The sequence below is a fragment of the Mesorhizobium sp. M0189 genome, assembly GCF_040322135.1.
Lineage (GTDB): Bacteria > Pseudomonadota > Alphaproteobacteria > Rhizobiales > Rhizobiaceae > Mesorhizobium.
This window is the reverse complement of the sequence record NZ_JAMYSW010000010.1, coordinates 189571-212430: the sequence shown is the minus strand read 5'-3', so window position 1 is coordinate 212430 and position 22860 is coordinate 189571. Positions and strand designations below refer to the sequence as shown.

The following is a 22860-nucleotide window of genomic DNA, read 5'->3' as shown; positions in this document are numbered from 1 at the left end:
CTGGCCCGTCTGCTTCACTGCCATCGCGATTCCCTCAGACCGTCCACCTCAGAGAATCACAATCAGCGAATTACGCAACAGGCCCACAAGGGGAGAAGGGAAGAGCAGCACGCCCTCCCCCTCAAGCCCGCCTCGATTGCTCCAGCTCTCGACCGTTGAGCAGGCGCGCCTCGGCGCGGGCTCGCTGCCGGTCGTCGATGAAGGCAGCCTGGATCGAAACGGCGGCGCCCGGCAGGCCGTCGGCCCGGCAGGCCTTGCAGATCAGGCGCCCGGAAAGTGCTGATAGCGGTGTCTCCGGCCTCACCCCATGCCGCTTGAGCTCGGCCGGCTTCCACCACCTGTTGCGGCCGCAATCGATGCACTCGACGGCAATCGAGACGACATCGGCGATCGTCGCTTCCTTGCCCGCTAATGCCATGGCCATCCCCATCGTTGTTCCTGCTTTGTTCACATTATCGGTTTTCGAGGCGGAGTCGAGTCGGTTCCGCTTACACCAACGTGAAAGTTTCACTTGTTCATTTATTTGAGTTATGCTTCTATACCATGCAAGCTGGAATCGGCGCAGCCGCGGCCGCTCCGTCCACCGAATGCAAGGGAGTGACGATGGACCTCGCCCAGTTCGCCCAGGCCTGCGGTTATGCCGGCGACAGCCCGGCCATGCTTGCCGCCTTCGCGGCCATCCGCCAGGACGGCATCCGCACGGCGCGCCAGGGCCATCGCCAGCGCAAGGCGGCGATCGACCGGATGAAGCCGAGCCGCGCTTTGTTCCTGGCGGCGATCCGCCCGGCGCAGTCGGCCGAGGAGGCGATCGAGGACGCCGCCCGCTTCCTGTCGATGTTCCGCAACATGCCGCACTGGCGACAGGAAAGGCGCAGCGCCGACCTCGCCCGCGCCAGGCAGCAGCGCCTCTTCGCCCGCTTCTTCCGCCGCTACGGCTATCGCCTCTGGGCGTTGGAGGCCGCCTGAAGACGCGCGCCCCCCTTGCAGTCAAAACGGATATTGCGATCGCCAACACTGCGCCGTATGTCTCCGCGCGATGAGCGAGATCGAATTCCGTCGTGCCCAGGCGCCCGACCTGCCGGCGATCGTTGCAATGCTTGCCGACGATGCGCTCGGCGCAGACCGGGAAGACCCGTCCACGCCGCTCGCGCCATCCTATCTCGATGCCTTCAGCGCGATCGATGCCGATCCCAACCAGTTGCTGGCCGTGGCCGTCGAGGCCGGGCAATTGGTCGGAACGCTGCAACTCAGCTTCCTTCCAGGCATTTCGAGGAAAGGCGCCTGGCGCGGCCAGATCGAAGGCGTTCGCGTCGCCCGGCAATGGCGCTCTCGCGGCGTCGGCAAGCTGATGATCGAATGGGCGATTGAAGCGTGCCGTTCGCGCGGCTGCAGCCTCATTCAGCTCACCACGGACAACAGTCGACGGGAAGCGCACACCTTCTACGAGCGCCTCGGTTTCACCGCCAGCCATCTCGGCTACAAGATGGCGCTGTAGGTCGCTGCAGCAGGCGCCGTCGGCGAAGCTGCCGATCTCCCCCCTTGCGGGGGAGATGCCCGGCAGGGCAGAGGGGGGTGCTGTCCCTCCGACCTGTCAACCAATCGGAGCCAAACCCTCAGGCTGATTCGAGTTGGCAACAACTGAAGTCGAAGTTGGCGATCCGTCCCACCCCCCTCTGTCCTGCCGGACATCTCCCCCGCAAGGGGGGAGATTGGATGTTGCTTCGACTTTCGCCAACCACCAACGCTGGAACGCAGGCAGACAGAGGGCGCCAAACTGAAACAATTGCCCTTCACCTGCCCTCCGCGCCGCTTGACAATCCGCCCACAATGTTCTCTTTATGTTCTCATCAAAACTCTAGACAAGGCGGCGTTTGAACCGCCGCGGGCGAACGGGCCGGATGGAAGCCAACATCCTCCACGCGGATCTGGATGCCTTCTATGCCTCGGTCGAACAACTGCTCGACCCGGCCTTGCGCGGCAAGCCGATTGCCGTCGGCGGCGGGGTAGTGCTCGCCGCATCCTATGAAGCCAAGGCGTTCGGCGTGCGCGGCGGCATGCCGGGACGGCGGGCGCGGGAACTCTGCCCGCAACTCATTTTCGTCGGCGGCCATTTCAAGGACTATCAGCGGCTGGGCGATGCGGCAATCAAGGTGCTGGGCGATTTCACGCCGGTGGTCGAGCGGATTTCCATCGACGAGGCCTTTGCCGACGTCGCCGGCTGCACCCACCTGTTCGGCTCGCCGGCCGAGATCGCCGGCAAGATCCGCCACCGCGTGCGGGCAGAGCTCGGCCTGCCGATCTCGGTCGGCGTAGCCCGCACCAAGCATCTGGCCAAGATCGCCTCACAGGTCGCAAAACCCGACGGGCTGGTGGTGGTCGATCCGCGCCACGAGCTGGAGTTCCTGCACCACCTGCCGGTCGAGCTGATGTGGGGTGTCGGCCCGGTCACCAGGGAGCGGCTGGCCGGCATCGGCGTCAACACCATCGGCGAGCTGGCGAAGACCAACGATGGCGCGCTGGAGCGCCTGCTCGGGCCGGCGGCGGGAGAAAAACTCAACGCGCTGGCGTGGAACCGCGATCCGCGCAAGCTGGAGACGCAGCGCCGGGCGCGCTCGGCCGGCGCGCAATCGGCGCTCGGCCGAAAACCGGCCGAGGAGCAGGTCTTCGTGCCTGCGCTGCTGCATCTGGCCGATAGGGTCGCCACAAGATTGCGGGCGAAATCCCGCCCCGGCCGCACGGTGACGGTTCGCGTCCGCTTTGCCGACCTGCGCTCGGTGACGCGCTCGATCACGCTCGACCAGCCGATATCGGCAACCGCCATGCTGGCCGAGATCGCCGAGGCGCTGGTGCGCAAGGTGCTCATCGACCATCCGCACGAAAAGACAATCTCGCTGCTGGCGATCGCTGTCTCGCATCTGGAGCAGCATGCCGGCCTGCAACTGGAACTGCCGCTCGGGCTCGCCGACGACCGCCGCCGCCCCGGCACCAGGAAGGGCGCGGCGCGCTGGACCGCAGATCGCGCCGTCGACAAGATCCGCGACCGCTTCGGCTGGGAGGCGGTCGGCTACGCCTCGGTCGCGCTCGGACTGTCGCGGTCCGTTCCCGACGCGTTTCGCGAGCTCGCCGAAAAGGAATTGTGAGCTGCGCGGCCGGGGCGAAAAAAGATTATCCGGCAGGAGCCAGGGGCGATACGGCCGGCCCGTTCAAAGCCGTGCCATCGACGGCAAAATGCGAGCCGTGGCAGGGGCAGTCCCAGCAGCGTTCCAGCGAGTTCCAATGGACATGGCAGCCGACATGGGTACATGCGGCCGAGCGTTTGTAGAGCGTGCCGTCCTCGTCGCGAAAGGCCGCGACTTTGGTAAGACCTTCGCGGACGATGGCGCCCTGCCCCGGCCGCAGCTTGTCGGCGGAATCGATTTCACCAGGCGCGACATACTCGGCAAAACTCCTGATCGCTGTCGCATTCTCCGCTAGATAATCGGCGATCGCCCGTACCGTCTTGCGAGAGGGTTCGTAAAGTTCCCGCCAGGGGCTTTCCCCCTTCAGAATCAGGTCCGAAATCAACAGGCCTGCCACGACCCCATGGGTGATGCCCTGGCCGGAATCGCCGGTAGCAACGAAGACTCGCCGATCACCGGGATTGAGGCCGATGAACCCGGCATAGTCGACCGTCTCCATCACCTGCCCGGACCATCGATTGGCTTCCGCGCCGACATCGGGCACCAATTTTTTGATCCAGGCCGCCAGGGCCGTGAAGCGGTGGTCGGCGTCGTCGGCCTGCCCTGTCTTATGGTCTTCACCACCGACGATCAGAAAGTCGGTCTTGCCTTCGCCAGGCTGCAGACGGACGTAGTGATAGGGGTCCAGCGTGTCCCAATAGAGTGCATCCGGCAAAACGTCGCGCGCGATCTCGAACGACATGGCGTAGGTCCGATACGGCGCCTGCTTGGTATGGAGCGCGACCCGATCGTTGATCGGCGAGTTGGTGGCGACAACGGCCGACCTGGCAGACACGGCAAAGCCCGAGACCGTGCTTACGCGCACGCCGCCGTCGGTCTCCTCGACCTTATCGACGATGGTCTCCGCATAAAGCGCGCCGCCGTGCGCGCGGATGCCGGCAGCCAGCCCGCGGAGATATTTGAGCGGGTGGAATGTCGCCTGATTGGCGTAGCGAAGGATCGGTCCATCCGAAAAGCCTGCAAACGGCACGCCTGCGGTTTTCTCGACGTCGACCCCGATCTTCAGAGCGGCGTCCAGTTCGCGCTCGATGACGGATTCCTTCCTGCCCGACGCCGGAAACAGAAAACCGTCGAGGCGGCGGAAATCACACGCCATACCCTCCGCCTCCAGGATCGATTGGATACGGTCAATAGCGGCCGACTGGCTTTGATAGTAAATCCGCGCCAGTTCCTCGCCGCGCAATTTGATCAGTTCCGAAAAATAGTCATCGCAGATCGATGACAGGTGCGCGGTGGTGCGGGCCGTCATGCCGCTTCCGATCCGGCCGCGATCGAGCACCGCCACCTTTTGCCCGGCGATGGCCAGTTCGTAGGCGACCGACAGTCCGACAATGCCAGATCCGACGACCACGACATCGACCTGTTCACTCCGCTCGAGCGGAACCGCATCAGGCGCGACTTCGGTTCTCGCCCAAACGGATACAGTCCTTTCGTCGCCGACATTCATGGCGGAGCCCTTCATACCCGACATTCGGATAAACGGACGCCAGGATTCAAAGTTCCTTGACGCCTGAATGCCTGCGTAAGCTTGACGTCACCGCCGGTCCGCCCCGACGCGTTGTGAGCCGGCCTGGCTGGGGCGGTGCGATGCACTTTACGTGGCCGTCACACCAAAAGCGTTGCGCTGCCCCAGGCGATCAGGGCGATGCCGGCTGCCCGGCCGACCCACTGGCCGGCAGGAAACGCCTTTTCAACCAGCACCAGAATGGCGAGCCCGGCAACCCACACCAGGTTCATGATGCCACCCACGAACAATAACGCCATCAGCATCCAGCAGCATCCGACACAGAACGCCCCGTGCAGCGCGCCCAAACGCAGCGCGCCAAGTGTGTGGGGACGCCAGTGGCGGGAAAGGAACGCCGTCGGCTTCCTGCAATGCGACAGGCAGGCGTTCTTGAGCGGCGAGAGCTGATACAGGCCCGCGGCGATCAGGACGATGCCTGAAAGCCAGCGGCTCTGCGAACTCATCGTCGCCGCGGTAACGAATGCCTCGCGTTCGAGCAGCCAATGCAACGCAGCTGCCGCGACGGAGAACCCCAGCCAGACCAGGAGATAGCCTGCCATGAATACGCCGGTGGGCGCGAGCTTGTCCTGGATCTGCCCTTGTGCGAGCGCATGGCGATGCACGCGCGCATAGAGCAGGACAGTCGGCGCCGCGCTCGGAGACATCATGGCGATCATCATGACCCACCACATGGCGATCATCAGCGCCCAGTTCGCCGCCCCCCAGACCCGCGGTTCCGTCGCCGTGGCCATTGCGCTCATGTCCATGCCGGGCATGTCCATGCCAGACATATCGGAGGTCATGTCGGCGGTTTGCTGGTGGGGGAATAGCGCGACCCTCGTCATCTCCCACGCATTCATGCCGAGCCCTGCACCGGCGACGATATAAAGCCAGCCCAGCAGGCACAGCGCCGCCACGCCCGCAATCGTGATGACGCGGTCGCGTCTGAGCAGCCGTTCCAGTGGCGACCCACCGTCCATGCGGCGCGTCAGGCCCGCACCACCCCGTGATTGTTGAGATGCAGCCGGGCGAACTGGCCGTAACTGTCCTTCATATTCACCTGAACCGGCCCGCTGGTTGTGCTTGAAGCGCTGCCGATCTCGGCGACCGCATATTCGAAGCCGTTCGGCAACACGATCTGAGCGCGCGAGTCCGCGCCCGTCACCTTGTTGCGAATTGGTTCGCCGACCGTTTCGATGTAGTCCTTGACGAAGATGCGGCCCCTGCGGCCGTCGATATCGAGGTCGAGATCGATCTTGGTGAAAACCGGCTCATTCATTTTTGTCACGGTTGAGGCGTAGACGGCGAACATCGTCGCGAACGGGTCGGTGTCCTGGCCGGTCATGATGCGCAGCAGCGCTTGACGCTGCCGGTCGGTTGCATTCTCGTCGACGAAAGCGATGGCTTCGCCATTGCCTTCGTGGATCGCGCCAGGCCATTTGAAGATCGCGGCGATCCGCAGGCCGTCGAGAGCGGTTTCGCCATGATGACCTTCGTCAATCTGGATGCCCGCCACCGCATGGCAATGGCCTTTGTCGGGCAGCGCATTGAATTGACAGTTGCAGCCATATTCGCAGGTGCAATTGACGAGTTCCCGTCCCTTGATTTCCCAAGACGTCATGCTGTCCTCCCTGATGCGAAGTATTAGACCATCATCATACACCTGCGCCGGCCGTGCCGCCATCCTGTGGCGCCAAGAGTGATCGCGACAAGAGGCGGCAGGCCAATGCGGTTTCTTGTCGAATTTGGGTGAACATACCCCCCGGAGATGGCGGGGCGATATCGGAACGGCAGACGTGGGTCGAAACAAGCGTTTCCGAGCGCAACCCGCCAAGGTCCGGAAATGACCCCAGAAGGGGCGTTCGGCAGCGATCCGAGCAGCAAGGATTTGGCAGGACCGGAAATCGGCATGGAATGCCGCAATCATCATCATGTCCCGTCCAAGTTGTGGACACTTCCTTCTCAAAGGCGCACTCTTGGCATGCGAAACGCGAGCCAGAGTTTCGTCCAACGCTTCACATGCCTGACTTGCGTCGGTGATTGTCTGACCTATCCGGATACTTCCGGATGGGCAGACCTCACATTGTGTCGCCTATCCGTGATCAGGCTACGGCCTAAGGCACGTTGCAGCCCGTTCCGGATCAACTGGGAGGTAAACAACATGCCTGATTTTCAGCGCAGAGAACTTCTTGTTCAAGGAAGCGCGGCTCTTGCCGCAATTGCTGCTCTCTATACCTCGCGTCGGGCTTACGCTTTTCCAACACGGCCGAGCGAGGAAGTTATTCCGTGGCTGGATCAGCCGGCCGAAAATCCCGATCCGGTGGGTATCCAGAAGCAGCTTGTCTGGGAGGATTTGGACAGCTGGATAACGCCAAACGACAAGTTCTTCAGCATCTCGCATTTCAACCGACCAACGATCGACGAGAAGACATGGTCGATGGAGATCGGAGGCCTGGTCAAGAAGCCCTTGGAGTTAACGCTCGCCGACATCAGGGCGCGACCGCGGCAGGAGGTCGTTTTCACAGTGGAGTGCTCGGGCAATCACGGGTTTCCCTTTTTCACCGGCGGCATCGGCAATGCCCGTTGGGCAGGGACGCCGCTCGCCCCGATCCTCGAGGAAGCCGGTGTTCTGGAGAAGGGCATCGAGGTCGTCTTTTTCGGTACCGACACAGGCGAGATCCCGATACGCGACGTAAAAATGAAGCAGAACTTCGCTCGTAGCATGTCGCTCGCCGACGCGATGAACCCCGACAATCTCCTCTGCTATGAAATGAATGGAGCCGCCTTGCCGGCGGCCAATGGCTTCCCGGTACGGCTCATTGCTCCAGGCTGGTACGGGATCGCCAACGTCAAGTGGCTAAAACGCATCGAGGTTCGCGATACGCGGTTCATGAGCCTTCTGATGGCCCGTGACTATGTCACCATCCGGGAGGAGGACCACAACGGCGAGACCGTATGGGCCGAGACTTCGGTCGGGCGAGCGCTGATAAAGTCCGCGCCCGCGAAGGTTACCCGGAAAGATTCAGATTACTCCATCATTGGAGCAGGCTGGGGGGCGCCGATCGAACGGGTCGAAGTGCAAATCGATCAGGGGCCTTGGGCACCAGCGACCATTGACCACAGTGAGGAGGCAGAACACGCCTGGAAAATTTGGTCCCTGGATTGGGCAAATCCCTCTCCTGGAGAACACACGGTGACCTCGCGCGCGGTCAGCACCACGGGACAAATTCAACCGGCGATGGACGATCCCTTGATTGCCAAGAAACACACATACTGGGAAAGCAATGGCCAGGTGACGCGCCGCGTGCGTATCGGCTAGCGCATTTTGCAGCCAAATGGAATCATTTGGCGTCCGCATAAATGCGGCAAAACAGATAGTTAGAGCGGGTTACCGGTTCCAGAGAACCGGAACCAGTCTAAGAACTTGCTGCCGTGTGACAATTTGCGTTTGGGTCACCCAGGAGGAGGCTGCCTGATCCGAAAGCTGGCACCGCTCTGTATCGAGCATGACGGGTGTAGGCCGTAGATCCTCTTCGCGACGATACCGGTCCCCGAAATCGGGGGCGGAGCCCTTCAGCTTAGTGATCGAGGCGATGGCAGACTTGTCCGGTGGCGCAACCTTGGCCATGTCGCCTTCGCGCGCCATTTCCGCACCATTTCCAGCCTTCTGCTCACCTCTCCACGGCCCTGATCTCCGCGTCGACCAGGCACCAGGGCGCATAGCGGAAGTCGCGGATCTGGATGACCTCCTCGCCCGCCCATTCAACCAGCACGAAGCCGCGCACGGCGCCGTCGGCCGCTTGCGGGTCGCGGATGAGGATCGCCGGCCTGCCGTCGACGAAGCCGAGCGACAATGTCCAGTCGCTGATACGATCGTAATTGCCGAAATAGGTCGACGCCTGGGCCTTGCCGCGCAGGCGGACGCGGTTGACGACATCGAGCCGGACGTCCTCTGCGATCAGTGCCCTGACCGCGTCGAAGTCGCGCGCGTTGAACAGGTCGACATAGCGCCGCAGCCGGCGCTCGTCATCGGCGTCGAGCCTCGGCGCGAGCGCCTGCTCGGGCTGCAGCGCCAGCAGCTTGAGCTGCGCCCGCCCGCGATGCAGCGCGGCCTTGGTGGCGGCGAGCGTCGCGCCGGTCACCTCGCAGGTCTCATGCAGGCTGAGGCCGAGCACGTCGACCAGGATCACGGCGCTGCGCTGCGGCACCGAAAGCTGCATGAAGGAGCGCAGGCCGGTCTGGGCGGCGAGCCGGCTGTCGGCGCTGCCGGAGGGATCCTCGATGACGCTCATGTCGGCCTCGGTCATGCGCGACCTTTCCCGATTGCGCCGCCGCAGATGATCCTGCGCGGCATTGTGGGCGATGCGAAACAGCCATTGCTCCGGCCGTTCGACCATCGCACCGCCGTCGATCGCCTGCAGCGCGTTGATCAGCATCTCCTGGACGATGTCCTCGCCGTCGATCACCGAGCCGGCCATGCGCGCGCAGTAGCGATGCAGCCTTGGCCGCAACCCGACGAGCATCGCCTCCAACGTCGCCCTGTTCATTTTCGGCGTAGCATCCCGTTTCTGCGCGAGCGGCATGGCAGGCGCTACCCGGCTTCCTGATCCGCCAGCATACGGTAATTGCCGATGACTTTGACAGGCGATCGCATTGCCGGGGTCGAACGGCGTTCGGCGTGGTTTTCCGCAAATGCCTTGAAGGCGGCAAGCCCGGTCAGCGCCGACGAATCGCCGTTCTGGCCGACGATGTGGACGAACGAGCCGTCGTCCAGCTCGAGCACGAGATAGCGCACCGTCGGCGGTGCCGCCTCGCCCAGCGCTTCGAACACTTTTTCGACCAGCGCGCGGTTATCTTCCAGGTCGGCTTGGTTCACACCGTATCGAATGAGCGCGTAGTCCATTGTCGTCTCCTGACTGGTTGGTATGAACGAAGGACGACCGGCTGCGCTGAAAAGATTCTCCTTGTGGAAGAATCTTTTCGGTTGCCCGCATCGTCTTTCCCGCGTGGGCGGCTGCGCGGCAGCCATCAAGCAGGAGCGACGATCATGCATATCCAGTTTGCCGAGCTTCCGGTATTCGACCAGGACCGCGCCAAGGCGTTCTACACCAGGCATCTCGCCTGTCAGGTCCTGGCCGACCAGAAGATGGGCGATGGCGGCTGGCGCTGGATCGAGCTGGCATTTCCGCATGCCGTGACGAACCTGCATTTCATCAGGCGCGCCGACGACGCCCCCGGCGCGGAGCCCGTATTGGTGCTGGTCGACGAAAATGTCGGGGCAATGAGCGCGGCGTTGAAGGCGGGCGGCGTCGAAATCATCACCGATCCGCATGAGGCGCCGTGGCAGCCGGGGCGCACGGTGGCGGAGTTTCGCGACAGCGAAGGCAACCGCATGGTCCTCGCCAGCCGCTAAGCCACCGGAGCCCTCTGTCCGGGGGGCGTCCTACCTAAGTCCTACCTCCGGCCGGACCATCGGCCGTGCTTCCTTCGTATTATTATTTCGTGACCGCTGCGCGCCGGAACCTTCCCTTGCATCGGGCGTTCGGGCGCTGTATTCGCGCTGCCTCATATTTAGGCAGGCGGAGGATATGCGAATAAGGGCGGGTGGCAAAACAAACATGGGCCGGGGAGGAGCATCTTACCATGTCGAACCGTAAAATCGGAATGTCCCACAGTTTGGGGCTGCGCGTCGCTGACCTCAAATCCAGAATGCAAACTGCCCAGATTACCGAGCACGAAATCAAGACGTTTCAAAAGGTTGCCGCCATCATGGGCGGCGCCAAAGGCTCACTGCGCCTCGATGCGGACGATCTGATTGCCGCATCCTTCCTTGTCGATCCCGTGGAAGATCTCCCGCTCTCCAGTTGACGGCGCTGAACGCGGGTCGAAATCCTATCGGGTTTGAACCTGCGATTGCCGCCAGCGGAGCATCCGCCAGCCCAGGCCGCATGCGAGGATGACGTTGGCCAGCGCCAGACCAGAAAGCGCGGCCAACGTCCCATGCGGGCCGAAGCGCTCCAGCAGCAATGCGCCGGCCGAGGGTGCCGCCGCCTGGGCGATCAGGCTCGGCATGGCGAGGCGGCCCATCAGCTTCGCGTAGCCGTTCGAGCCGAACAGCGCGAGCGGCAACGTCCCCCGCGCGATGGATTCCAGGCCGATGCCCGCGCCATAGAAGCCGAGCGCCAGCGGGATGATTGGCATGCCGGCCCAGAGCGCCGAAACGCCGATCGCCACAAACGTAACCGAGGCGAACTTGGTCAGGATCGGATGGTGGTAGCGCGCGATGGTCATCTCGATCGCGCGCGCCGCCACCTGGGACGGGCCGACCAGCGCGCCGAGCCCGACGGCCGCGGCCAGCGCCATGCCGCTGCCTTGCAGGATGGTGAGCAGATGCACCGACACCGTCGAGGAGATCACCGCCGCAAGCGTAAGGGTGGCGGCCAACACGATCATGATCGACGGATCGGGATTGCCTTCGCCGGCCGGCGTCACCTCTTTCAATCCTGGCCCGACCGGCAATCCTGGCCCGACTGCCGGTTGCGGCGCCTCGCGGGGCAGGATCACGAGATAGAGCGGAAGCGCAATCACCAGCTGAAAGACAGCGTAGGCCAGGCAGGTGCCGCGCCAGCCGACCTCCCCAAGAAGCCAGGCCGAAATCGGCCAGCAGATCGTACTGGCAAAACCGCCGAACAGCGTCAGCGTGGTAATGGCGGAGCGCGCGCCGTGGCCGTAGTGGCGCCCAAGCGTCGCGAAAGCGGCATCGTAGAGCCCAGCCCCCATGCCCAGTCCGATGACCAGCCAGGCTGCGATATAGGCCGCAAGATTAGGGGCTAGAGCCAGCCCGATCTGGCCGAGCCCGATGCATGCGGCGCTGAACACCAGAACGTTGCGGCCGCCATGCCGCTCGATCGACGACCCGACGCGCGGCGAGATCAATCCTGCCGTGAGCAAGCCGAGGGACAGGCCGCCGACAACCCATGCCAGCGGCCAGCCGGTATCGGAGGAGACCGCCGGCGCGATGACCGCGGGAAGATAGTAGGAAGACCCCCACGCCATGATCTGCGTCAGGCCAAGCGCGGTGATGATCGCGCCGCGGCTGCGCAAGATGGTGGGCGAAGGCGCCAGAAGGCTCATGCCGCGACGCTGCAGCCGCAGCCGCTTTTGCCGACCGCCTTCGCCTCGGCGTCGGCGACACAGCAGGCGCCCGAAGCCGCCGGCGCCGGACCGCCGCAGCAACCCTTGTCGACAATGCCGATCCTCGGCACGGTGCAGACGCCGGTCTCGGGCAGCACGAGCTGGACATTGTCGGCCGCAACCATGTCGCCGGCAATCGCCGCGGCGACGGAGCGCACCTGCTCATACCCGGTCAGCAGCAGGAAGGTCGGCGCGCGGCCATAGCTCTTGATGCCGACTGTGTAGAACCCATGCTCGGGATGGCTGAGCTCGCGGTGACCGTGCGGCGGCACGTCGCCGCAGGAATGTTCGTTGGGATCGATCAGCGGTCCCAGCGCCTTGACGCTTTCCAGCCACGGATCGAGTTCGAGCCGAAGCTCGCGCGTCAGCGACAGATCGGGGCGCTGTCCGGTCGCGGCGATGATGCGGTCGACCGGGCCAATCCGCTGCAAGCCGTCCTTGGTCTGGCCTTCGACGACCAGCCGGCCGTCGGCATCGCGGATCGAAACGGCTGCAAAGCCCGTCACCAGTCTGACGCCGCGGCTCTCGGCGAGTTCGCGCACTTCGGCGCCGAGTTCGCCGCGTGCCGGCAATTGGTCGGCATCGCCGCCGCCATAGATGCGCACCAGGTCGGTGCCGCGCGTTGTCCAGATGAAGGCCGTGCCGGGCTCCATATCCGCCAGCCTGGCGAGATCCAGCAAGGCATTGGCGGCCGAATGGCCGGAGCCGGCGACCAGCGTCGTCTTGCCGGCATAAAGGCTGCGGTCGCGGCCGAGGATGTCGGGAATGCCGTAGGCGATGCGGTCGGCAAATTGCGCTTCGCCTACGGCATGAATTCCGCCGGCGCCGAGCGGGTTCGGCATTTGCCAGGTTCCCGACGCATCGATGACGGCGCGGGCGCTGTCGCGCCGCGTGCCACTGGCGGTTTCGACCACCAGCATGAACGGCCGGTTTTCGCGTTCCTTGCTCAGCACCTTGTCGGCGCCCCAGCGCGAAATGCCGACGACGCGGGCGCCGGTTTCGACCGACGGTGACAATTGCGGAAGCTTTGCAAGCGGCTCGAGATAGTCCGCGACGAGATCGTTTGCCGTCGGGAATGCCTCGGGCTCCGGCATCCGCCAGCCATGCACCTCGAGCAGGTTTCTAGCCGCCTGATCGACGCAATAGCGCCAAGGCGTGAACACCCGGACATGGCCCCAATCCCTGAGATTGGATGCAACCGCATTGCCGGCTTCGTAGACTTTGACAGGAATACCTTGCGCGATGAGGTGGACCGCTGCCGCCAGGCCGACCGGCCCGGCGCCGATCACCGCAACGGGAAGCCTTTCGATCATATCCATATCTTCCATCCTTCCGGTAGTTTCGAATTACAATGCCAAAAAAATTACGCCGCCGTCTTGGCCGTCGCTTTCACCGATGCCGGCGCACAGGTGGCGTCGGCGCAGCATTCGTCCGCGAGGTATCCGATGAGCCCGTTCATGGCGGAATAGTTGGCCCGGCAGATCAGCGTCGTCGCCTGCCGCTCCTGCGTCACCAAGCCGGTGTCGACCAGCCGCTTGAGGTGATGCGACAGCGTCGAGGCGGCGATGCCGAGCCTGTCCTGGATGCGCCCGACCGGCAGCCCTTCATCGCCCGCCCGCACCAGGGTGCGGTAGAGCTGCAACCGCGTCGGGTTGCCGAGGGCTTCAAGTTGCGCAGCTGCTTTTTCGAGTTTCATGGAAATACCATACTTCCAAGAAGACAGGGCGTCAACGTTTATTTCGAACATTATCGAATAACCGGGCAATCGCCGTCCCCCTTTGCGCCAATCGTCTGCCTCAAATCGACCGCTGGTTTACCCGTCTGGCAAGCTCTTCCGCGCTTTCGACGCGTTCGGAATAGCGGTTGGTGAGATAGGCGGACCGATTCGCGCAGAAGAAGCGTGAATTTCATCAGCTCCTCCATCACGTCGACTATGCGGTTGTAGTAGGGCGAGGGCTTCATGCGCCCGGCCGCATCGAATTCGTTGAATGCCTTTGCCACCGACGATTGGTTCGGGATCGTAAACATACGCATCCAGCGGCCCAGGATACGCAGTTGGTTGACGGCATTGAAGCTTTGTGAGCCGCCGGAAACCTGCATGACGGCAAGCGTCCGGCCCTGGGTGGGCCGCACCGAACCCAACGACAATGGCAGCCAGTCGATTTGCGATTTCATGATGCCGGTCATCGAACCGTGACGTTCAGGCGAACACCAGACCTGGCCTTCGGACCAAAGCGACAGCTCACGCAGCTCTTTCACCTTGGGGTGATCGGCGGGCGTCGAATCCGGCAGCGGCAAACCGGCAGGGTTGAAGATGCGGACTTCAGCGCCAAGCCAGGTCAAGATACGTGCGGCTTCCTCAGTGGCCATGCGGGAATAGGAACGCTCCCGCAAGGAGCCGTAGAGCATCAAGATCCGAGGCTTATGGACCGACGCGGCCACATCGAACAGCGCAGATGCATCGATTGCCGGGAGTTGCTCCATATCTCTATGTTTGGCAGGGACCCTGCGTGATCGACTGGTTTCATGGCTTCAAAACTTTCTTATTTCGAGTTTCATCGAAATAGGTAGGCGCGATCCGTCGTGGCGTCAAAGCAAATTTCGAGAAATGTCGAAATACTCTAGGCGACGCGCTTGCCGCTGGCGTCGACGACGACCTCGCCGTCCTCCTTGGTAAAGGGGCCGATATCCGGATTGGGCAGGATATCGAGCACCGCTTCGGAGGGTCGGGCGAGCATGGTGCCGAGCGGCGTCACCACGATCGGCCGGTTGATCAGGATCGGATGCGCCAGCATAAAATCGAGGATCTCGTCGTCGCTCCACTTCGGGTCGCCCAGGCCAAGTTCGGCATAGGGCGTGCCCTTCTGGCGCAGCAATTGGCGCGGCGTCATGCCCATTGCGGCGATCAGCTCGACGAGCTTTTCGCGCGACGGCGGGGTTTTCAGATATTCGATCACCTTCGGCTCCTCGCCGGACTGCCTGATCATGGCCAGCGTGTTGCGCGAGGTGCCGCAATCGGGGTTGTGGTAGATGGTGACGGTCATTGCGCAGCTTTCATCTGTCCGACTGGTTTCGGTTGGGCGAGCAGCCACCCTGCCAATGCCATGGCGAGCAACGCGCCCAAAAGCTCGGCGGCGATGAAGCCCGGCAGATCGGTGGGACGGATCCCGGCAAAAGTGTTGGAGAACGCGCGGGCGATGGCGACGGCCGGGTTGGCAAAGGATGTCGACGCGGTGAACCAATAGGCGGCGGTGATATAGAGCCCAACCAACCAAGGGATAGAATCCGGGCGCGAACGCAGGCCGGCAAGAATGGTGAAGACCAGCCCGAAGGCGGCGACCAGCTCCGCAATCCATTGGCCGCCTCCGGTCCGCACCGTCGCCGACACTTCCAGGATCGGCAATTCGAACATTGCATGCGCCAGGAACGTTCCAGCGATGCCGCCGGCAATCTGGGCGGCGACGTAGGCCAGCGCTGCGTTCGTTTCGATTTCACGCCGAAGCGCGAACACCAGCGTCACCGCCGGGTTGAAGTGCGCTCCGGAGATCGGCCCGAATATGGTGATGAGCACGACCAGGATCGCCCCGGTCGGCAAGGTGTTGCCGAGCAGCGAGACGGCGACATCGTTGCTCAGCCTGTCAGCCATGATGCCGGAACCGACCACAGTGGCGACCAGCAGAGCCGTGCCGAGGGCCTCGGCAACAAGGCGTCGGGAAAGCTGAACCACCTCAGCCGGCCTTCGGCAGATTGCGGCCGATCTCGTCGAGGCGCTTCTGCAGCGCAAGTCTGTCGACCGCATTGATCGGCAGGCTGACAAAGATCGAAATTCGGTTGTTGAGCATGCGGTAGGCTTCGGCGAAGGCGAGATGCTTTTCCGCCTCGGTGCCTTCGACGGCTGCAGGGTCAGGTACGCCCCAATGCGCCGTCATCGGTTGCCCGGGCCAGACCGGACAGGATTCGTTGGCGGCATTGTCGCAGACCGTGAAGACGAAATTCATCTCTGGGGCACCTGGCTCCGCAAACTCTTGCCAGTCTTTCGAACGGGCGAACGACGTGTCGTAGTTGAGGCTTTTCAAAAGCTGAAGGGCGTAAGGATGAACCTCTCCCTTCGGATGCGATCCAGCCGAATAGGCCTTGAACTTGCCTGCGCCGACGCGGTTCAGGATCGCCTCGGCGAGAATCGACCTTGCCGAATTGCCGGTGCAGAGAAAAAGAACATTGTATGGCTCGCTCATCGCGCACCTCCCTTCTAGCAGTTGCAGGTCACAGCCTGGATCACAGGCTGGCAAAGTTCCGGCGCGCCATTGCAGCAGTCCTCCATCAGGTAGGCCAGCAGATCGCGAAAGCCGGCCATATCGGCGAAATAGCGCACGCTGCGGCCCTCCCGTTCGGTCCGCACCAGGCCGGCATGCGACAGGATCTTGAGATGGGCCGACATCGTATTCGGGAACGCGGCGAGCCGCGAAGCGATCTCGCCCGCCGGCACGCCGTCGGCTCCAGCCCGCACCAAAAGGCGAAAAACGTCCAGCCGGGTTTCCTGGCCGAGCGCGGCAAGCGCCGAAAGGGCGAGTGTCTTGTCCATAATTCCAGGATTCCAGAAATGGCGAAGAGAGTCAACGCGCCTCTGCCAGCGACCCAAGGCAATCTCTCAGTTTTGAATTCGCCCTCTAAGCGTTTGCGTTGCCCCTCACCTGCCTGCCGGCATCCTCTCCCCGTATAGTGACGGGGAGAGGGGCCTCGTCATCGGTGATTTCGCCAAACATCGGCGGTGCAGAAACGACGCCAACGCTGCGGCCAGCCCCTTCTCCCCGTCACTATACGGGGAGAAGTGCCCGGCAGGGCGATGAGGGGCGGCGCCGACTTGTACAACTGATCGTATCCGACACATCGAAGCGATGCCAGCAGCCCTCGGCGGCTCGCTCGACCAAATCAGCCAGGCACCGTGGCGGCAATGGCATCAGCGCGGCCAAGACCGGCAACCGCTTTCCTGACCCGCTGCAGATGCGCCTGGCGTCCGGCGGCCGAGACGCTGTCCATCCGGTAGAGCGCCAGGAATTTGGTCCGGCACAGCGGATGGCAGACGGAGCGGAAGCCGCGCAGCAGGGTTCGCCGGCCGGGCTGTCCCATGATCCACGACATCAGCGGCGTGGCACCGCATGTGGTCATCGCCACCACCCGGCGTATGTGCCGCAATTTGGGCCGCGGACCGCGTCGTGCGGTCGGCATCTCGAAAGCGAAGCCCGGCACCAGCACACGCTCCAGCCAGCCTTTCAGCATCGCCGGCACGCCATACCACCAGGTCGGGTAAATGAAGACGACCGCCTCGGCCCAGATCAGCTCCTGCGCATGTTCGTGCACCGGTTGCAGGTTCGCCGCCTTGTCGTGGTAACCGCGCCATTCCTGCGTGCGCATGACTGGATCGAAGCCGGTCGCATGGAGATCGAGCAGGTGGACCTGATGCCCCCTTTCGGCAAGCGTCTCCAGCACCGTATCGCGCACGGCGCCGTTGAAGCTGTCGGTGCAGGGATGGCAATAGACGACGAGGACCTTCATCTTGCGCTCAGCCCGGTCGGTCGCCAGAGGATCGCGGTGCTGCATGCAAGCGCGTCGCATGCAAACAAGCCACCCGCAGACATAGTCGATCAGCTGTTTTCATGCGAAGCCCCGCAGCCCCATATCAAGACGCAACACCTCCAGTCGCGTCAAGCCCCGCTCGTTCGCTCAAGGAAAATTGCGCAGACATGGGCTTGCTGGAGGGCGCTGTCCCGCATGCCTTGAGGTACTCCGCGGGATGCGGCGCTGCGGAGTATCATGCCCAAGAACTCCCAGCATTGTTCCCAGAATGTCTGCGCCCTAGCTTCAGGGCGTGTTCAAAGCGTCAGGAGAAAACGATGCAGACAGGAAAACTGAGCGGCAAGATCGCCTTGGTGACGGGCGCCTCCTCCGGCATCGGCGAGGCCACCGCCTTGGCGCTGGCGGCCGAGGGCGCCACGCTGGCGATTGCCGCGCGGCGCACTGAGCGCCTGGACGATCTGGCGAGGCGGATCCGTGAGACCGGCAGCACCGCGCTGCCGATTGCCGTCGACGTCACCGACGAAGCGCAAGCCACGGCGATGGTCGAACGGGTCCTGCAGGAGTACGGCCGGCTCGACATTCTGCTTGCGGTTGCCGGCGTCGGCGTCGCCGCGCCGTTCCGCAATACGACGCCGGAAGAATACCGCCGGATGGTCGACGTCAACATTCTGGGCCTGCTTTATCCGATCCATGCGGCGCTGCCGTCGATGCAACGGCAAGGCGCCGGCCACATCGTCGTCGTTTCTTCCGGCACCGGCCGTTATATCCACCCTTCGGTGGTCTATTCCGGCACCAAGCACGCGGTAAGCGCGATGGCGGAATCGCTTCGCCGCGAGATCGGCAAGGACGGCATCCGCGTGACCTGCATCGAGCCTGGCGCCGTCAAGACCGAGTTCACCCAGAATATGCGCGCCGATGTGCGCCAGGCGGTCGAGCTAAGGCTTGGCGACATGGAGCAGCTGGAAAGCGAGGACATCGCCGCCGCCATCCAGTATGCGGTGACGCAGCCGCCACGGGTCAACGTCAACATCCTGACGCTCTATCCGACCGAGCAGGCATGAGCTTGGCCGACAGATATGGTGCCCTGCGCCGCCCCGCAGCATCATCCCCCGGTCATCAGCGTGAACACAAGCTGCCGCAGCTTGCCGCCCGGGCCGAATTCGACCCGGTCGAAATCGCGGCTCGCCTGCCGCTGTGCCTGCGAAATTCCGGCGAGCCGTCTCGTCACTTCCGTCCTGATCTTGCTGCAGCCGCGGTCGTCGGGGACGGTCAGGCCGATCGTGGCCGCCTCGATCTTGTGCACCATGTCGACGATGCTGGCGCCATGCACCTTCTCGTGAGCTGCGAGGCCGGCTGCGAAAACCTCCCAGTTCTTCTGGATTGCGCCCGGCAGCTGCGCGGCCGGCTTCGGCAAGGTGTAGGTGATGATCAGCTTCGGCCGCGCCGACACCAGCACGCAGGCGTCGCCTTGCGGCTGGTAGTCCCTCACCCAGGTCAGCTTGAAATTGGTATGCGCGATGACGCGGCGTTCGCCGAGCAGCGGCCCGCGCCCGCCGATCGAGGCGTAGAGCTCCGGCCCGGATTGCCCTGAGATGGCATAGGTCTCGACCTTCTCGACCGCCTGCCAGCCGGCATGCGCCGGCGATGTCGGCAGGAAGGCGAGCAGCAGGCAAAGGCGAATGGCTGTTTTCATGCAAGTCCTCGCAGCCGCTGCGCACGACGCAAACGATATGCAGTTCCCTTCCGTGGACATAGCCGGCGGCCGGCTATAGTGGGATGCTCGTATACAAGAATCCACAGGCAACATCATGTCGCCGCGACCGAACATTGCCCGGCAACGCCCTGCCCCCGGGGCCCAGCCTCCCGGCGTCAGCCTCTGTCGTGCACTGTCGAAGCTTGGCCTGTGCTCGCGCAAGCAGGCCGAGCTTCTGGTTGCCGAGGGGCGCGTGCGGGTCGCCGGCAAGATCGTGCGCAACGGCTCGATTCGCGTCGATCCAGGCCGCGATCGCATCGAGGTCGACGGCCGCCGCGTCGCCGCCGAGCGCAAGGTCTATCTGATGCTCAACAAGCCGCGCGGGCTGGTCACCACCCGTGACGACCCGCAGGACCGCGGCACCGTCTATGATTGCCTGGCAGGCCTCGACCTGCCTTTCGTCTCGCCCGTCGGCCGCCTCGACAAGGCCAGCGAAGGCCTGCTGTTGATGACCAACGACACGCGCTTCGCGCAGCGCCTGCTCGATCCCGCCTCGCATGTCGCCAAGACCTATCACGTGCAGATCGGCGCGCTGCCCGACGAGGCCATGCTGGCGCGGTTGCGCGCCGGCGCGACCGTCGACGGAGAATTGCTGGCGGCCCGCTCGATCGAGTTGCTGCGCGGCGGCACCAGCACCGCCTGGCTGGAAATCGTGCTCGACGAGGGCCGCAACCGCCATATCCGCCGGCTGCTCGCCGCCCATGATATCGAGGTGCTGCGCCTGGTGCGGGTCGCGATCGGCTCGCTGCGGCTCGGCGACCTTGCCAAAGGCAAGGCACGCCATCTGAGCGCGGAAGAGCTGGCGCTGCTTCAGGCCTGAGCTGCAGGCGGCGACTCGACAGTCAGGCAGCTGCCCGCCAAAGCTGTTCCCTGTCGGATACAGCATCAATTGCCCGCAAGAGAACCGACACCGCGGTGTCCAGGCTGCTTTCCTCGGCCTCCAGTTCGACAAGCCCTGTCCAGGGATCGAGGTTAGCGGGATCACGCTCTATCTTCGCAACCAACGTCTCGCGCGATTCAAATTGAAATGTAAGGGGTTCATCAGTTGTCATTGTCGGCAGAAGCCTTGGCTTTGCCGCACTGGGCCAGCACCTTGCCGATGGCGGCGGATGAGCCGGCAAGCGGAAAGCTGTTCTCGCCATATTTGCCCGAGGCGACCGTGACCTCGCCCTTGGAGCGCAGCAGGGCCAACAGCGGGTCGGTGCTGCTCAATTCCACGGTGAAGGTGTTGTACATTTCTTCGAGTTGAAGCGTCTTGGTCACCGCTTTGCCGCCGGCCTTGAACGCGAACGAAGCGATGCCGGGTTCCAGTTGCGGACCGCTGTCGCCCAAATCATAGCTCAGCGTCGGCTTGCCGAAACAGGCCAGCGTCAGCTGGGCGCCGCCATTCGATCCGCCGCAGACCGACGCCATCAGCACTTTGCCGCCCTCCTCTTCCTCCAGTTTCGCCGTCCAGCCGCACGGCGCGGCAAACGCCGGCTGCGCCGCTTGCAGGACGACCTGAGCGGCGACGCAACCCGCCACGACGAATTTCGCCAATGCGCTTCGCATGATCTTCCCTTCCCAAGTCATCGAACCATCGTCGGCCACGTGGCATCAAGGACTATACAAAACAAATTGTCCCGTGGCATTACCGGCGACACCAGGGCGCTGTAGCAATTCAGGCGATTGATTTTCGATCGAGTGGAAGCGGCACCAGCACCGCCTGGCTGGAGATCGTGCTCGACGAGGGCCGCAACCGCCACATCCGCCGGCTGCTTGGCGCCTACGATATCGAGGTGCTGCGCCTGGTGCGGGTGGCGATCGGCCAATTGCAGCTCGGCGAGCTTGCCAAAGGCAAGGCACGCCATCTGAGCGCGGAAGAGCTGGCGCTACTTCAGGCCTGAAGTGCTGGCTCCAGGGGCCTTCGCACCGAACGGGTGATTGACATTAACATTCCTGTTTCATATTTTCCTTTTATGAAACCGAAATGCGACAGCGCAATTGAAGGGCTGGTCCGACGCGAAGTGGCTCGGCAGCCGGAGAGAAAAGCATGAGCACGGCGTTGCGGGCGGTCCCCAGGTTCCTGGACGAATTGGGTACGTTTGGCGGCCTCAAGGGAACCGATATTGCAAACATCACCGACGTGTCCAAGGCCACGGTTTCGAGGTGGAAGGCCGGCGACATCAAGCCCCAGCCGCGCAGCGAGCTCATTCTATCGGACCTGCACTATATCGTCGGCCGTCTGCAGGAGTTCTACGAGCCAAGTGATATCCGCACCTGGCTTTACGCTCGCCACCCGCAATTGAACGGTGAAAGGGCGATAGATCTCATTCACGACGACCGTGCTCTCGACGTGCTCAAAGTCATCGATCGGCTTGAGAACGAGGTCTTTCTCTAGTTGGCGATCGCCGGGCGGAAACGACGCGATAGCCGGCTCATCGACGCTATCGAGGCAATAGTTCCGGTCGAATACTCCGGGACGGTTTGGCGTGTGGTGCGCCAGGGCCGCAGCCCGATCCAGTGCTCGAGCTCCGGTGGCCGTTGGGACGATGGAACGTTCGACGTGCTCTACACTTCGCAAGAGCGCGAAGGTGCCTTGAGCGAGATGAGATTCCACCTGACGCGGGGGCAGCCAGTGGTCCCTTCGCGCGTCAGATACAATCTCTTCGAGATCGATCTTGCTTTGGACCGGACGCTCAGACTGCTCGACCTGGCGGCCTTGCAGACCCTTGGCCTCGACACCGCGCGCTACGGGCAGCTTTCGTATCAGGAAAAGCACGCCGAATATCCGAGGTCGCAAGACATCGGCGAGGCCGCGCATTTCCTCGATTATGACGGTCTGATCGTGCCCAGCGCGCGATATGACTGCCTGAACGTCGTCGCGTTTTGTGATCGGCTGCCGGCCGGAGCGATGACGATCAGAACCGACCACGGGGAAATTGCCTGGGCTAGCGGCGGCCCCGCTGCCGTCCATCCCCCGCACGGGTGATGTGGCCAGCGGAAGTGGCGCGCTAACATTGCCTCCAAGTGTAGAGGGTCTAACGCGCAAGGGAGGATCCATGCGTATGCTCCGACTGATACCGACGCTGCTGGCGCTGCTGGCCGTCATGCCATTGAACGCTGAAGCGACCACGAAGAAGTACCCTAAGGGCCACGGCACAAATTGCGCCGAGAAGGACCAGGCGTGCCAGAAGAAATGCCAGGCTGTGCCGATCGACTACAACAGCGTCAAATCCATCCAGGGGCGCAACGAATGTCTGAATAATTGCACCATCGGCTACGATCAGTGTCTCGGGGCACCCGCCCGTATCCAGGAACAGACAATCCAGGAGGACGCCGCGCAATAGAAGCCCGCCAGAGATGGCTCCAATGCGCAAAACATAGGTGTGATCGAATGACGGCGACAGCCCGCCGGTCGCCTTCATGTGCGGCCGCCGACTTCGTCGACATGGCGCAGCATGTCGTCGGGATCTTCATAGACGCGAAACGCGCCCGATTGGCGGAGCTCCTCGGAGCGGTAGCCGCCGCTGAGCAGGCCGACGCCCAGCAGGACGGTGCGATGCGTCACCCGCCGCGAAGCATCATGGATTTCGGCAAAATCCAGCCCATATTCC

General features: G+C 63.3%; 28 protein-coding genes and 3 pseudogenes. 12 read left to right on the top strand and 19 right to left on the bottom strand.

The features are described from left to right. Nucleotides 1-121: 121 nt before the first annotated feature. A complete protein-coding gene (locus tag NKJ09_RS19805) occupies nt 122-424 on the bottom strand; it encodes a hypothetical protein (protein ID WP_023722939.1) in 303 nt (100 codons plus the stop codon). A 179-nt stretch (nt 425-603) separates the two neighbouring features. Here NKJ09_RS19805 and NKJ09_RS19800 point away from each other — a divergent pair, with 179 nt between their 5' ends. From NKJ09_RS19800 to dinB, 3 genes are all read left to right on the top strand, one after another. Continuing rightward, on the top strand, nt 604-966 hold the full coding sequence (locus tag NKJ09_RS19800; protein WP_031195368.1) for a hypothetical protein: 363 nt from the start codon (nt 604-606) through the stop codon (nt 964-966). A gap of 70 nt (nt 967-1036) precedes the next feature. Continuing rightward, on the top strand, nt 1037-1495 hold the full coding sequence (locus NKJ09_RS19795; protein ID WP_023722937.1) for a GNAT family N-acetyltransferase: 459 nt from the start codon (nt 1037-1039) through the stop codon (nt 1493-1495). A gap of 403 nt (nt 1496-1898) precedes the next feature. After that, a complete protein-coding gene (gene dinB / locus NKJ09_RS19790) occupies nt 1899-3140 on the top strand; it encodes a DNA polymerase IV (protein WP_352494403.1) in 1242 nt (413 codons plus the stop codon). A gap of 25 nt (nt 3141-3165) precedes the next feature. Here the strand turns inward: dinB and NKJ09_RS19785 are convergent, their stop codons facing one another. The 3 genes from NKJ09_RS19785 to NKJ09_RS19775 all read right to left on the bottom strand — a co-directional run bounded on the left by NKJ09_RS19785 (nt 3166) and on the right by NKJ09_RS19775 (nt 6364). Then, the gene (locus tag NKJ09_RS19785) at nt 3166-4686 is read right to left on the bottom strand and encodes an FAD-dependent oxidoreductase (protein WP_352494535.1); all 1521 of its coding nucleotides are present in this window, start codon (nt 4684-4686) and stop codon (nt 3166-3168) included. Between the two features lie 158 nt (nt 4687-4844). Then, nucleotides 4845-5723: a DUF2182 domain-containing protein gene (locus tag NKJ09_RS19780; RefSeq protein ID WP_023722934.1), complete on the bottom strand. Its 879-nt coding sequence runs from the start codon at nt 5721-5723 to the stop codon at nt 4845-4847. A gap of 8 nt (nt 5724-5731) precedes the next feature. Then, nucleotides 5732-6364 carry a DUF1326 domain-containing protein gene (locus NKJ09_RS19775; protein ID WP_029351172.1) on the bottom strand — a complete coding sequence of 211 codons (633 nt, stop codon included), beginning with the start codon at nt 6362-6364 and terminating at the stop codon, nt 5732-5734. Nucleotides 6365-6904: 540 nt separating this feature from the next. Here NKJ09_RS19775 and NKJ09_RS19770 point away from each other — a divergent pair. Next, nucleotides 6905-8062: a sulfite oxidase gene (locus tag NKJ09_RS19770; protein WP_031195363.1), complete on the top strand. Its 1158-nt coding sequence runs from the start codon at nt 6905-6907 to the stop codon at nt 8060-8062. Nucleotides 8063-8414: 352 nt separating this feature from the next. On the opposite strand, the gene NKJ09_RS19765 is transcribed toward NKJ09_RS19770, so the two are convergent. Both NKJ09_RS19765 and NKJ09_RS19760 read right to left on the bottom strand, forming a co-directional pair. After that, nucleotides 8415-9290 (bottom strand): sigma-70 family RNA polymerase sigma factor, encoded by an 876-nt coding sequence (locus NKJ09_RS19765; protein ID WP_031195362.1) that lies wholly within the window; start codon nt 9288-9290, stop codon nt 8415-8417. Between the two features lie 44 nt (nt 9291-9334). Beyond that, the gene (locus tag NKJ09_RS19760) at nt 9335-9796 is read right to left on the bottom strand and encodes a hypothetical protein (protein ID WP_352494404.1); all 462 of its coding nucleotides are present in this window, start codon (nt 9794-9796) and stop codon (nt 9335-9337) included. Between NKJ09_RS19760 and NKJ09_RS19755 the strand changes: the two genes are divergently transcribed. Then, nucleotides 9791-10156, top strand: coding sequence for a VOC family protein (locus NKJ09_RS19755; RefSeq protein ID WP_023722928.1), 366 nt, complete (start codon nt 9791-9793; stop codon nt 10154-10156). The two genes, NKJ09_RS19760 and NKJ09_RS19755, sit on opposite strands and share 6 nt — an antisense overlap. A 230-nt stretch (nt 10157-10386) precedes the next feature. Beyond that, nucleotides 10387-10611, top strand: a complete 225-nt coding sequence (locus NKJ09_RS19750) for a hypothetical protein (RefSeq protein WP_031195360.1) — start codon at nt 10387-10389, stop codon at nt 10609-10611. Between the two features lie 24 nt (nt 10612-10635). Here the strand turns inward: NKJ09_RS19750 and NKJ09_RS19745 are convergent, their stop codons facing one another. The 9 genes and pseudogenes from NKJ09_RS19745 to NKJ09_RS19705 form a co-directional block, all read right to left on the bottom strand. Continuing rightward, nucleotides 10636-11877 (bottom strand): MFS transporter, encoded by a 1242-nt coding sequence (locus tag NKJ09_RS19745; RefSeq protein ID WP_352494405.1) that lies wholly within the window; start codon nt 11875-11877, stop codon nt 10636-10638. Beyond that, nucleotides 11874-13250, bottom strand: coding sequence for an NAD(P)-binding domain-containing protein (locus tag NKJ09_RS19740; protein ID WP_352494536.1), 1377 nt, complete (start codon nt 13248-13250; stop codon nt 11874-11876). Before NKJ09_RS19740 ends, NKJ09_RS19745 begins: the two co-directional genes overlap by 4 nt. Before the next feature lie 50 nt (nt 13251-13300). After that, a complete protein-coding gene (locus NKJ09_RS19735; RefSeq protein ID WP_352481662.1) occupies nt 13301-13633 on the bottom strand; it encodes an ArsR/SmtB family transcription factor in 333 nt (110 codons plus the stop codon). A gap of 100 nt (nt 13634-13733) precedes the next feature. Beyond that, nucleotides 13734-14421 (bottom strand): annotated as a pseudogene (gene arsH / locus NKJ09_RS19730) (arsenical resistance protein ArsH). Nucleotides 14422-14558: 137 nt separating this feature from the next. Continuing rightward, entirely contained in the window at nt 14559-14981 is a 423-nt protein-coding gene (gene arsC / locus NKJ09_RS19725) for an arsenate reductase (glutaredoxin) (RefSeq protein ID WP_352494406.1), read from the bottom strand. After that, nucleotides 14978-15664 (bottom strand): aquaporin, encoded by a 687-nt coding sequence (locus NKJ09_RS19720; protein ID WP_352494407.1) that lies wholly within the window; start codon nt 15662-15664, stop codon nt 14978-14980. The genes arsC and NKJ09_RS19720 overlap by 4 nt, the downstream gene beginning before the upstream one ends. 1 nt (nt 15665) lies before the next feature. Further along, nucleotides 15666-16172, bottom strand: a complete 507-nt coding sequence (locus NKJ09_RS19715; RefSeq protein WP_352494408.1) for an arsenate reductase ArsC — start codon at nt 16170-16172, stop codon at nt 15666-15668. A 14-nt stretch (nt 16173-16186) separates the two neighbouring features. Beyond that, nucleotides 16187-16519 carry an ArsR/SmtB family transcription factor gene (locus tag NKJ09_RS19710; RefSeq protein ID WP_023722919.1) on the bottom strand — a complete coding sequence of 111 codons (333 nt, stop codon included), beginning with the start codon at nt 16517-16519 and terminating at the stop codon, nt 16187-16189. A 347-nt stretch (nt 16520-16866) separates the two neighbouring features. After that, on the bottom strand, nt 16867-17535 hold the full coding sequence (locus tag NKJ09_RS19705) for an NAD(P)H-dependent oxidoreductase (RefSeq protein ID WP_352494409.1): 669 nt from the start codon (nt 17533-17535) through the stop codon (nt 16867-16869). 293 nt (nt 17536-17828) lie between these two features. Here NKJ09_RS19705 and NKJ09_RS19700 point away from each other — a divergent pair, with 293 nt between their 5' ends. After that, nucleotides 17829-18572: an SDR family oxidoreductase gene (locus NKJ09_RS19700; protein ID WP_023722917.1), complete on the top strand. Its 744-nt coding sequence runs from the start codon at nt 17829-17831 to the stop codon at nt 18570-18572. Nucleotides 18573-18613: 41 nt separating this feature from the next. On the opposite strand, the gene NKJ09_RS19695 is transcribed toward NKJ09_RS19700, so the two are convergent. After that, nucleotides 18614-19204, bottom strand: coding sequence for a DUF922 domain-containing Zn-dependent protease (locus tag NKJ09_RS19695; protein ID WP_352494410.1), 591 nt, complete (start codon nt 19202-19204; stop codon nt 18614-18616). Nucleotides 19205-19319: 115 nt separating this feature from the next. Between NKJ09_RS19695 and NKJ09_RS19690 the strand changes: the two genes are divergently transcribed. Next, nucleotides 19320-20084: a pseudouridine synthase gene (locus NKJ09_RS19690; protein WP_352472169.1), complete on the top strand. Its 765-nt coding sequence runs from the start codon at nt 19320-19322 to the stop codon at nt 20082-20084. 22 nt (nt 20085-20106) lie between these two features. Here the strand turns inward: NKJ09_RS19690 and NKJ09_RS19685 are convergent, their stop codons facing one another. Together NKJ09_RS19685 and NKJ09_RS19680 are read right to left on the bottom strand one after the other, a co-directional pair. Further along, entirely contained in the window at nt 20107-20316 is a 210-nt protein-coding gene (locus NKJ09_RS19685; RefSeq protein ID WP_352472170.1) for a hypothetical protein, read from the bottom strand. Beyond that, on the bottom strand, nt 20306-20815 hold the full coding sequence (locus tag NKJ09_RS19680; protein ID WP_352472171.1) for a hypothetical protein: 510 nt from the start codon (nt 20813-20815) through the stop codon (nt 20306-20308). Before NKJ09_RS19680 ends, NKJ09_RS19685 begins: the two co-directional genes overlap by 11 nt. Nucleotides 20816-20952: 137 nt before the next feature. Here NKJ09_RS19680 and NKJ09_RS19675 point away from each other — a divergent pair. From NKJ09_RS19675 to NKJ09_RS19660, 4 genes and pseudogenes are all read left to right on the top strand, one after another. Further along, nucleotides 20953-21150: pseudogene (locus NKJ09_RS19675) on the top strand (pseudouridine synthase); the annotation flags it as partial. 146 nt (nt 21151-21296) lie between these two features. After that, on the top strand, nt 21297-21644 hold the full coding sequence (locus tag NKJ09_RS19670; protein ID WP_023680350.1) for an antitoxin Xre/MbcA/ParS toxin-binding domain-containing protein: 348 nt from the start codon (nt 21297-21299) through the stop codon (nt 21642-21644). Beyond that, nucleotides 21645-22235, top strand: a complete 591-nt coding sequence (locus NKJ09_RS19665; RefSeq protein ID WP_352472172.1) for an RES family NAD+ phosphorylase — start codon at nt 21645-21647, stop codon at nt 22233-22235. Between the two features lie 70 nt (nt 22236-22305). Next, nucleotides 22306-22593, top strand: a complete 288-nt coding sequence (locus tag NKJ09_RS19660; RefSeq protein WP_352494411.1) for a hypothetical protein — start codon at nt 22306-22308, stop codon at nt 22591-22593. Between the two features lie 74 nt (nt 22594-22667). Here the strand turns inward: NKJ09_RS19660 and NKJ09_RS19655 are convergent. Beyond that, nucleotides 22668-22793, bottom strand: a pseudogene (locus NKJ09_RS19655) (HAD family hydrolase); the annotation flags it as partial. Nucleotides 22794-22860: the final 67 nt, after the last annotated feature.

What these genes read in the sequence shown, in the direction of transcription:
- NKJ09_RS19685 (WP_352472170.1), bottom strand. Translation starts at nt 20,316, where the DNA reads ATGACAACTGATGAACCCCTTACATTTCAATTTGAATCGCGCGAGACG.
- NKJ09_RS19785 (WP_352494535.1), bottom strand. Translation starts at nt 4,686, where the DNA reads ATGAATGTCGGCGACGAAAGGACTGTATCCGTTTGGGCGAGAACCGAA.
- NKJ09_RS19735 (WP_352481662.1), bottom strand. Translation starts at nt 13,633, where the DNA reads ATGAAACTCGAAAAAGCAGCTGCGCAACTTGAAGCCCTCGGCAACCCG.
- NKJ09_RS19670 (WP_023680350.1), top strand. Translation starts at nt 21,297, where the DNA reads ATGAGCACGGCGTTGCGGGCGGTCCCCAGGTTCCTGGACGAATTGGGT.
- NKJ09_RS19710 (WP_023722919.1), bottom strand. Translation starts at nt 16,519, where the DNA reads ATGGACAAGACACTCGCCCTTTCGGCGCTTGCCGCGCTCGGCCAGGAA.
- NKJ09_RS19755 (WP_023722928.1), top strand. Translation starts at nt 9,791, where the DNA reads ATGCATATCCAGTTTGCCGAGCTTCCGGTATTCGACCAGGACCGCGCC.
- NKJ09_RS19750 (WP_031195360.1), top strand. Translation starts at nt 10,387, where the DNA reads ATGTCGAACCGTAAAATCGGAATGTCCCACAGTTTGGGGCTGCGCGTC.
- dinB (WP_352494403.1), top strand. Translation starts at nt 1,899, where the DNA reads ATGGAAGCCAACATCCTCCACGCGGATCTGGATGCCTTCTATGCCTCG.
- NKJ09_RS19680 (WP_352472171.1), bottom strand. Translation starts at nt 20,815, where the DNA reads ATGCGAAGCGCATTGGCGAAATTCGTCGTGGCGGGTTGCGTCGCCGCT.
- NKJ09_RS19795 (WP_023722937.1), top strand. Translation starts at nt 1,037, where the DNA reads ATGAGCGAGATCGAATTCCGTCGTGCCCAGGCGCCCGACCTGCCGGCG.
- NKJ09_RS19690 (WP_352472169.1), top strand. Translation starts at nt 19,320, where the DNA reads ATGTCGCCGCGACCGAACATTGCCCGGCAACGCCCTGCCCCCGGGGCC.
- NKJ09_RS19715 (WP_352494408.1), bottom strand. Translation starts at nt 16,172, where the DNA reads ATGAGCGAGCCATACAATGTTCTTTTTCTCTGCACCGGCAATTCGGCA.
- NKJ09_RS19745 (WP_352494405.1), bottom strand. Translation starts at nt 11,877, where the DNA reads ATGAGCCTTCTGGCGCCTTCGCCCACCATCTTGCGCAGCCGCGGCGCG.
- arsC (WP_352494406.1), bottom strand. Translation starts at nt 14,981, where the DNA reads ATGACCGTCACCATCTACCACAACCCCGATTGCGGCACCTCGCGCAAC.
- NKJ09_RS19660 (WP_352494411.1), top strand. Translation starts at nt 22,306, where the DNA reads ATGCGTATGCTCCGACTGATACCGACGCTGCTGGCGCTGCTGGCCGTC.
- NKJ09_RS19800 (WP_031195368.1), top strand. Translation starts at nt 604, where the DNA reads ATGGACCTCGCCCAGTTCGCCCAGGCCTGCGGTTATGCCGGCGACAGC.
- NKJ09_RS19775 (WP_029351172.1), bottom strand. Translation starts at nt 6,364, where the DNA reads ATGACGTCTTGGGAAATCAAGGGACGGGAACTCGTCAATTGCACCTGC.
- NKJ09_RS19695 (WP_352494410.1), bottom strand. Translation starts at nt 19,204, where the DNA reads ATGAAAACAGCCATTCGCCTTTGCCTGCTGCTCGCCTTCCTGCCGACA.
- NKJ09_RS19770 (WP_031195363.1), top strand. Translation starts at nt 6,905, where the DNA reads ATGCCTGATTTTCAGCGCAGAGAACTTCTTGTTCAAGGAAGCGCGGCT.
- NKJ09_RS19760 (WP_352494404.1), bottom strand. Translation starts at nt 9,796, where the DNA reads ATGCATGATCGTCGCTCCTGCTTGATGGCTGCCGCGCAGCCGCCCACG.
- NKJ09_RS19805 (WP_023722939.1), bottom strand. Translation starts at nt 424, where the DNA reads ATGGCCATGGCATTAGCGGGCAAGGAAGCGACGATCGCCGATGTCGTC.
- NKJ09_RS19705 (WP_352494409.1), bottom strand. Translation starts at nt 17,535, where the DNA reads ATGCAGCACCGCGATCCTCTGGCGACCGACCGGGCTGAGCGCAAGATG.
- NKJ09_RS19780 (WP_023722934.1), bottom strand. Translation starts at nt 5,723, where the DNA reads ATGGACGGTGGGTCGCCACTGGAACGGCTGCTCAGACGCGACCGCGTC.
- NKJ09_RS19740 (WP_352494536.1), bottom strand. Translation starts at nt 13,250, where the DNA reads ATGATCGAAAGGCTTCCCGTTGCGGTGATCGGCGCCGGGCCGGTCGGC.
- NKJ09_RS19700 (WP_023722917.1), top strand. Translation starts at nt 17,829, where the DNA reads ATGCAGACAGGAAAACTGAGCGGCAAGATCGCCTTGGTGACGGGCGCC.
- NKJ09_RS19765 (WP_031195362.1), bottom strand. Translation starts at nt 9,290, where the DNA reads ATGAACAGGGCGACGTTGGAGGCGATGCTCGTCGGGTTGCGGCCAAGG.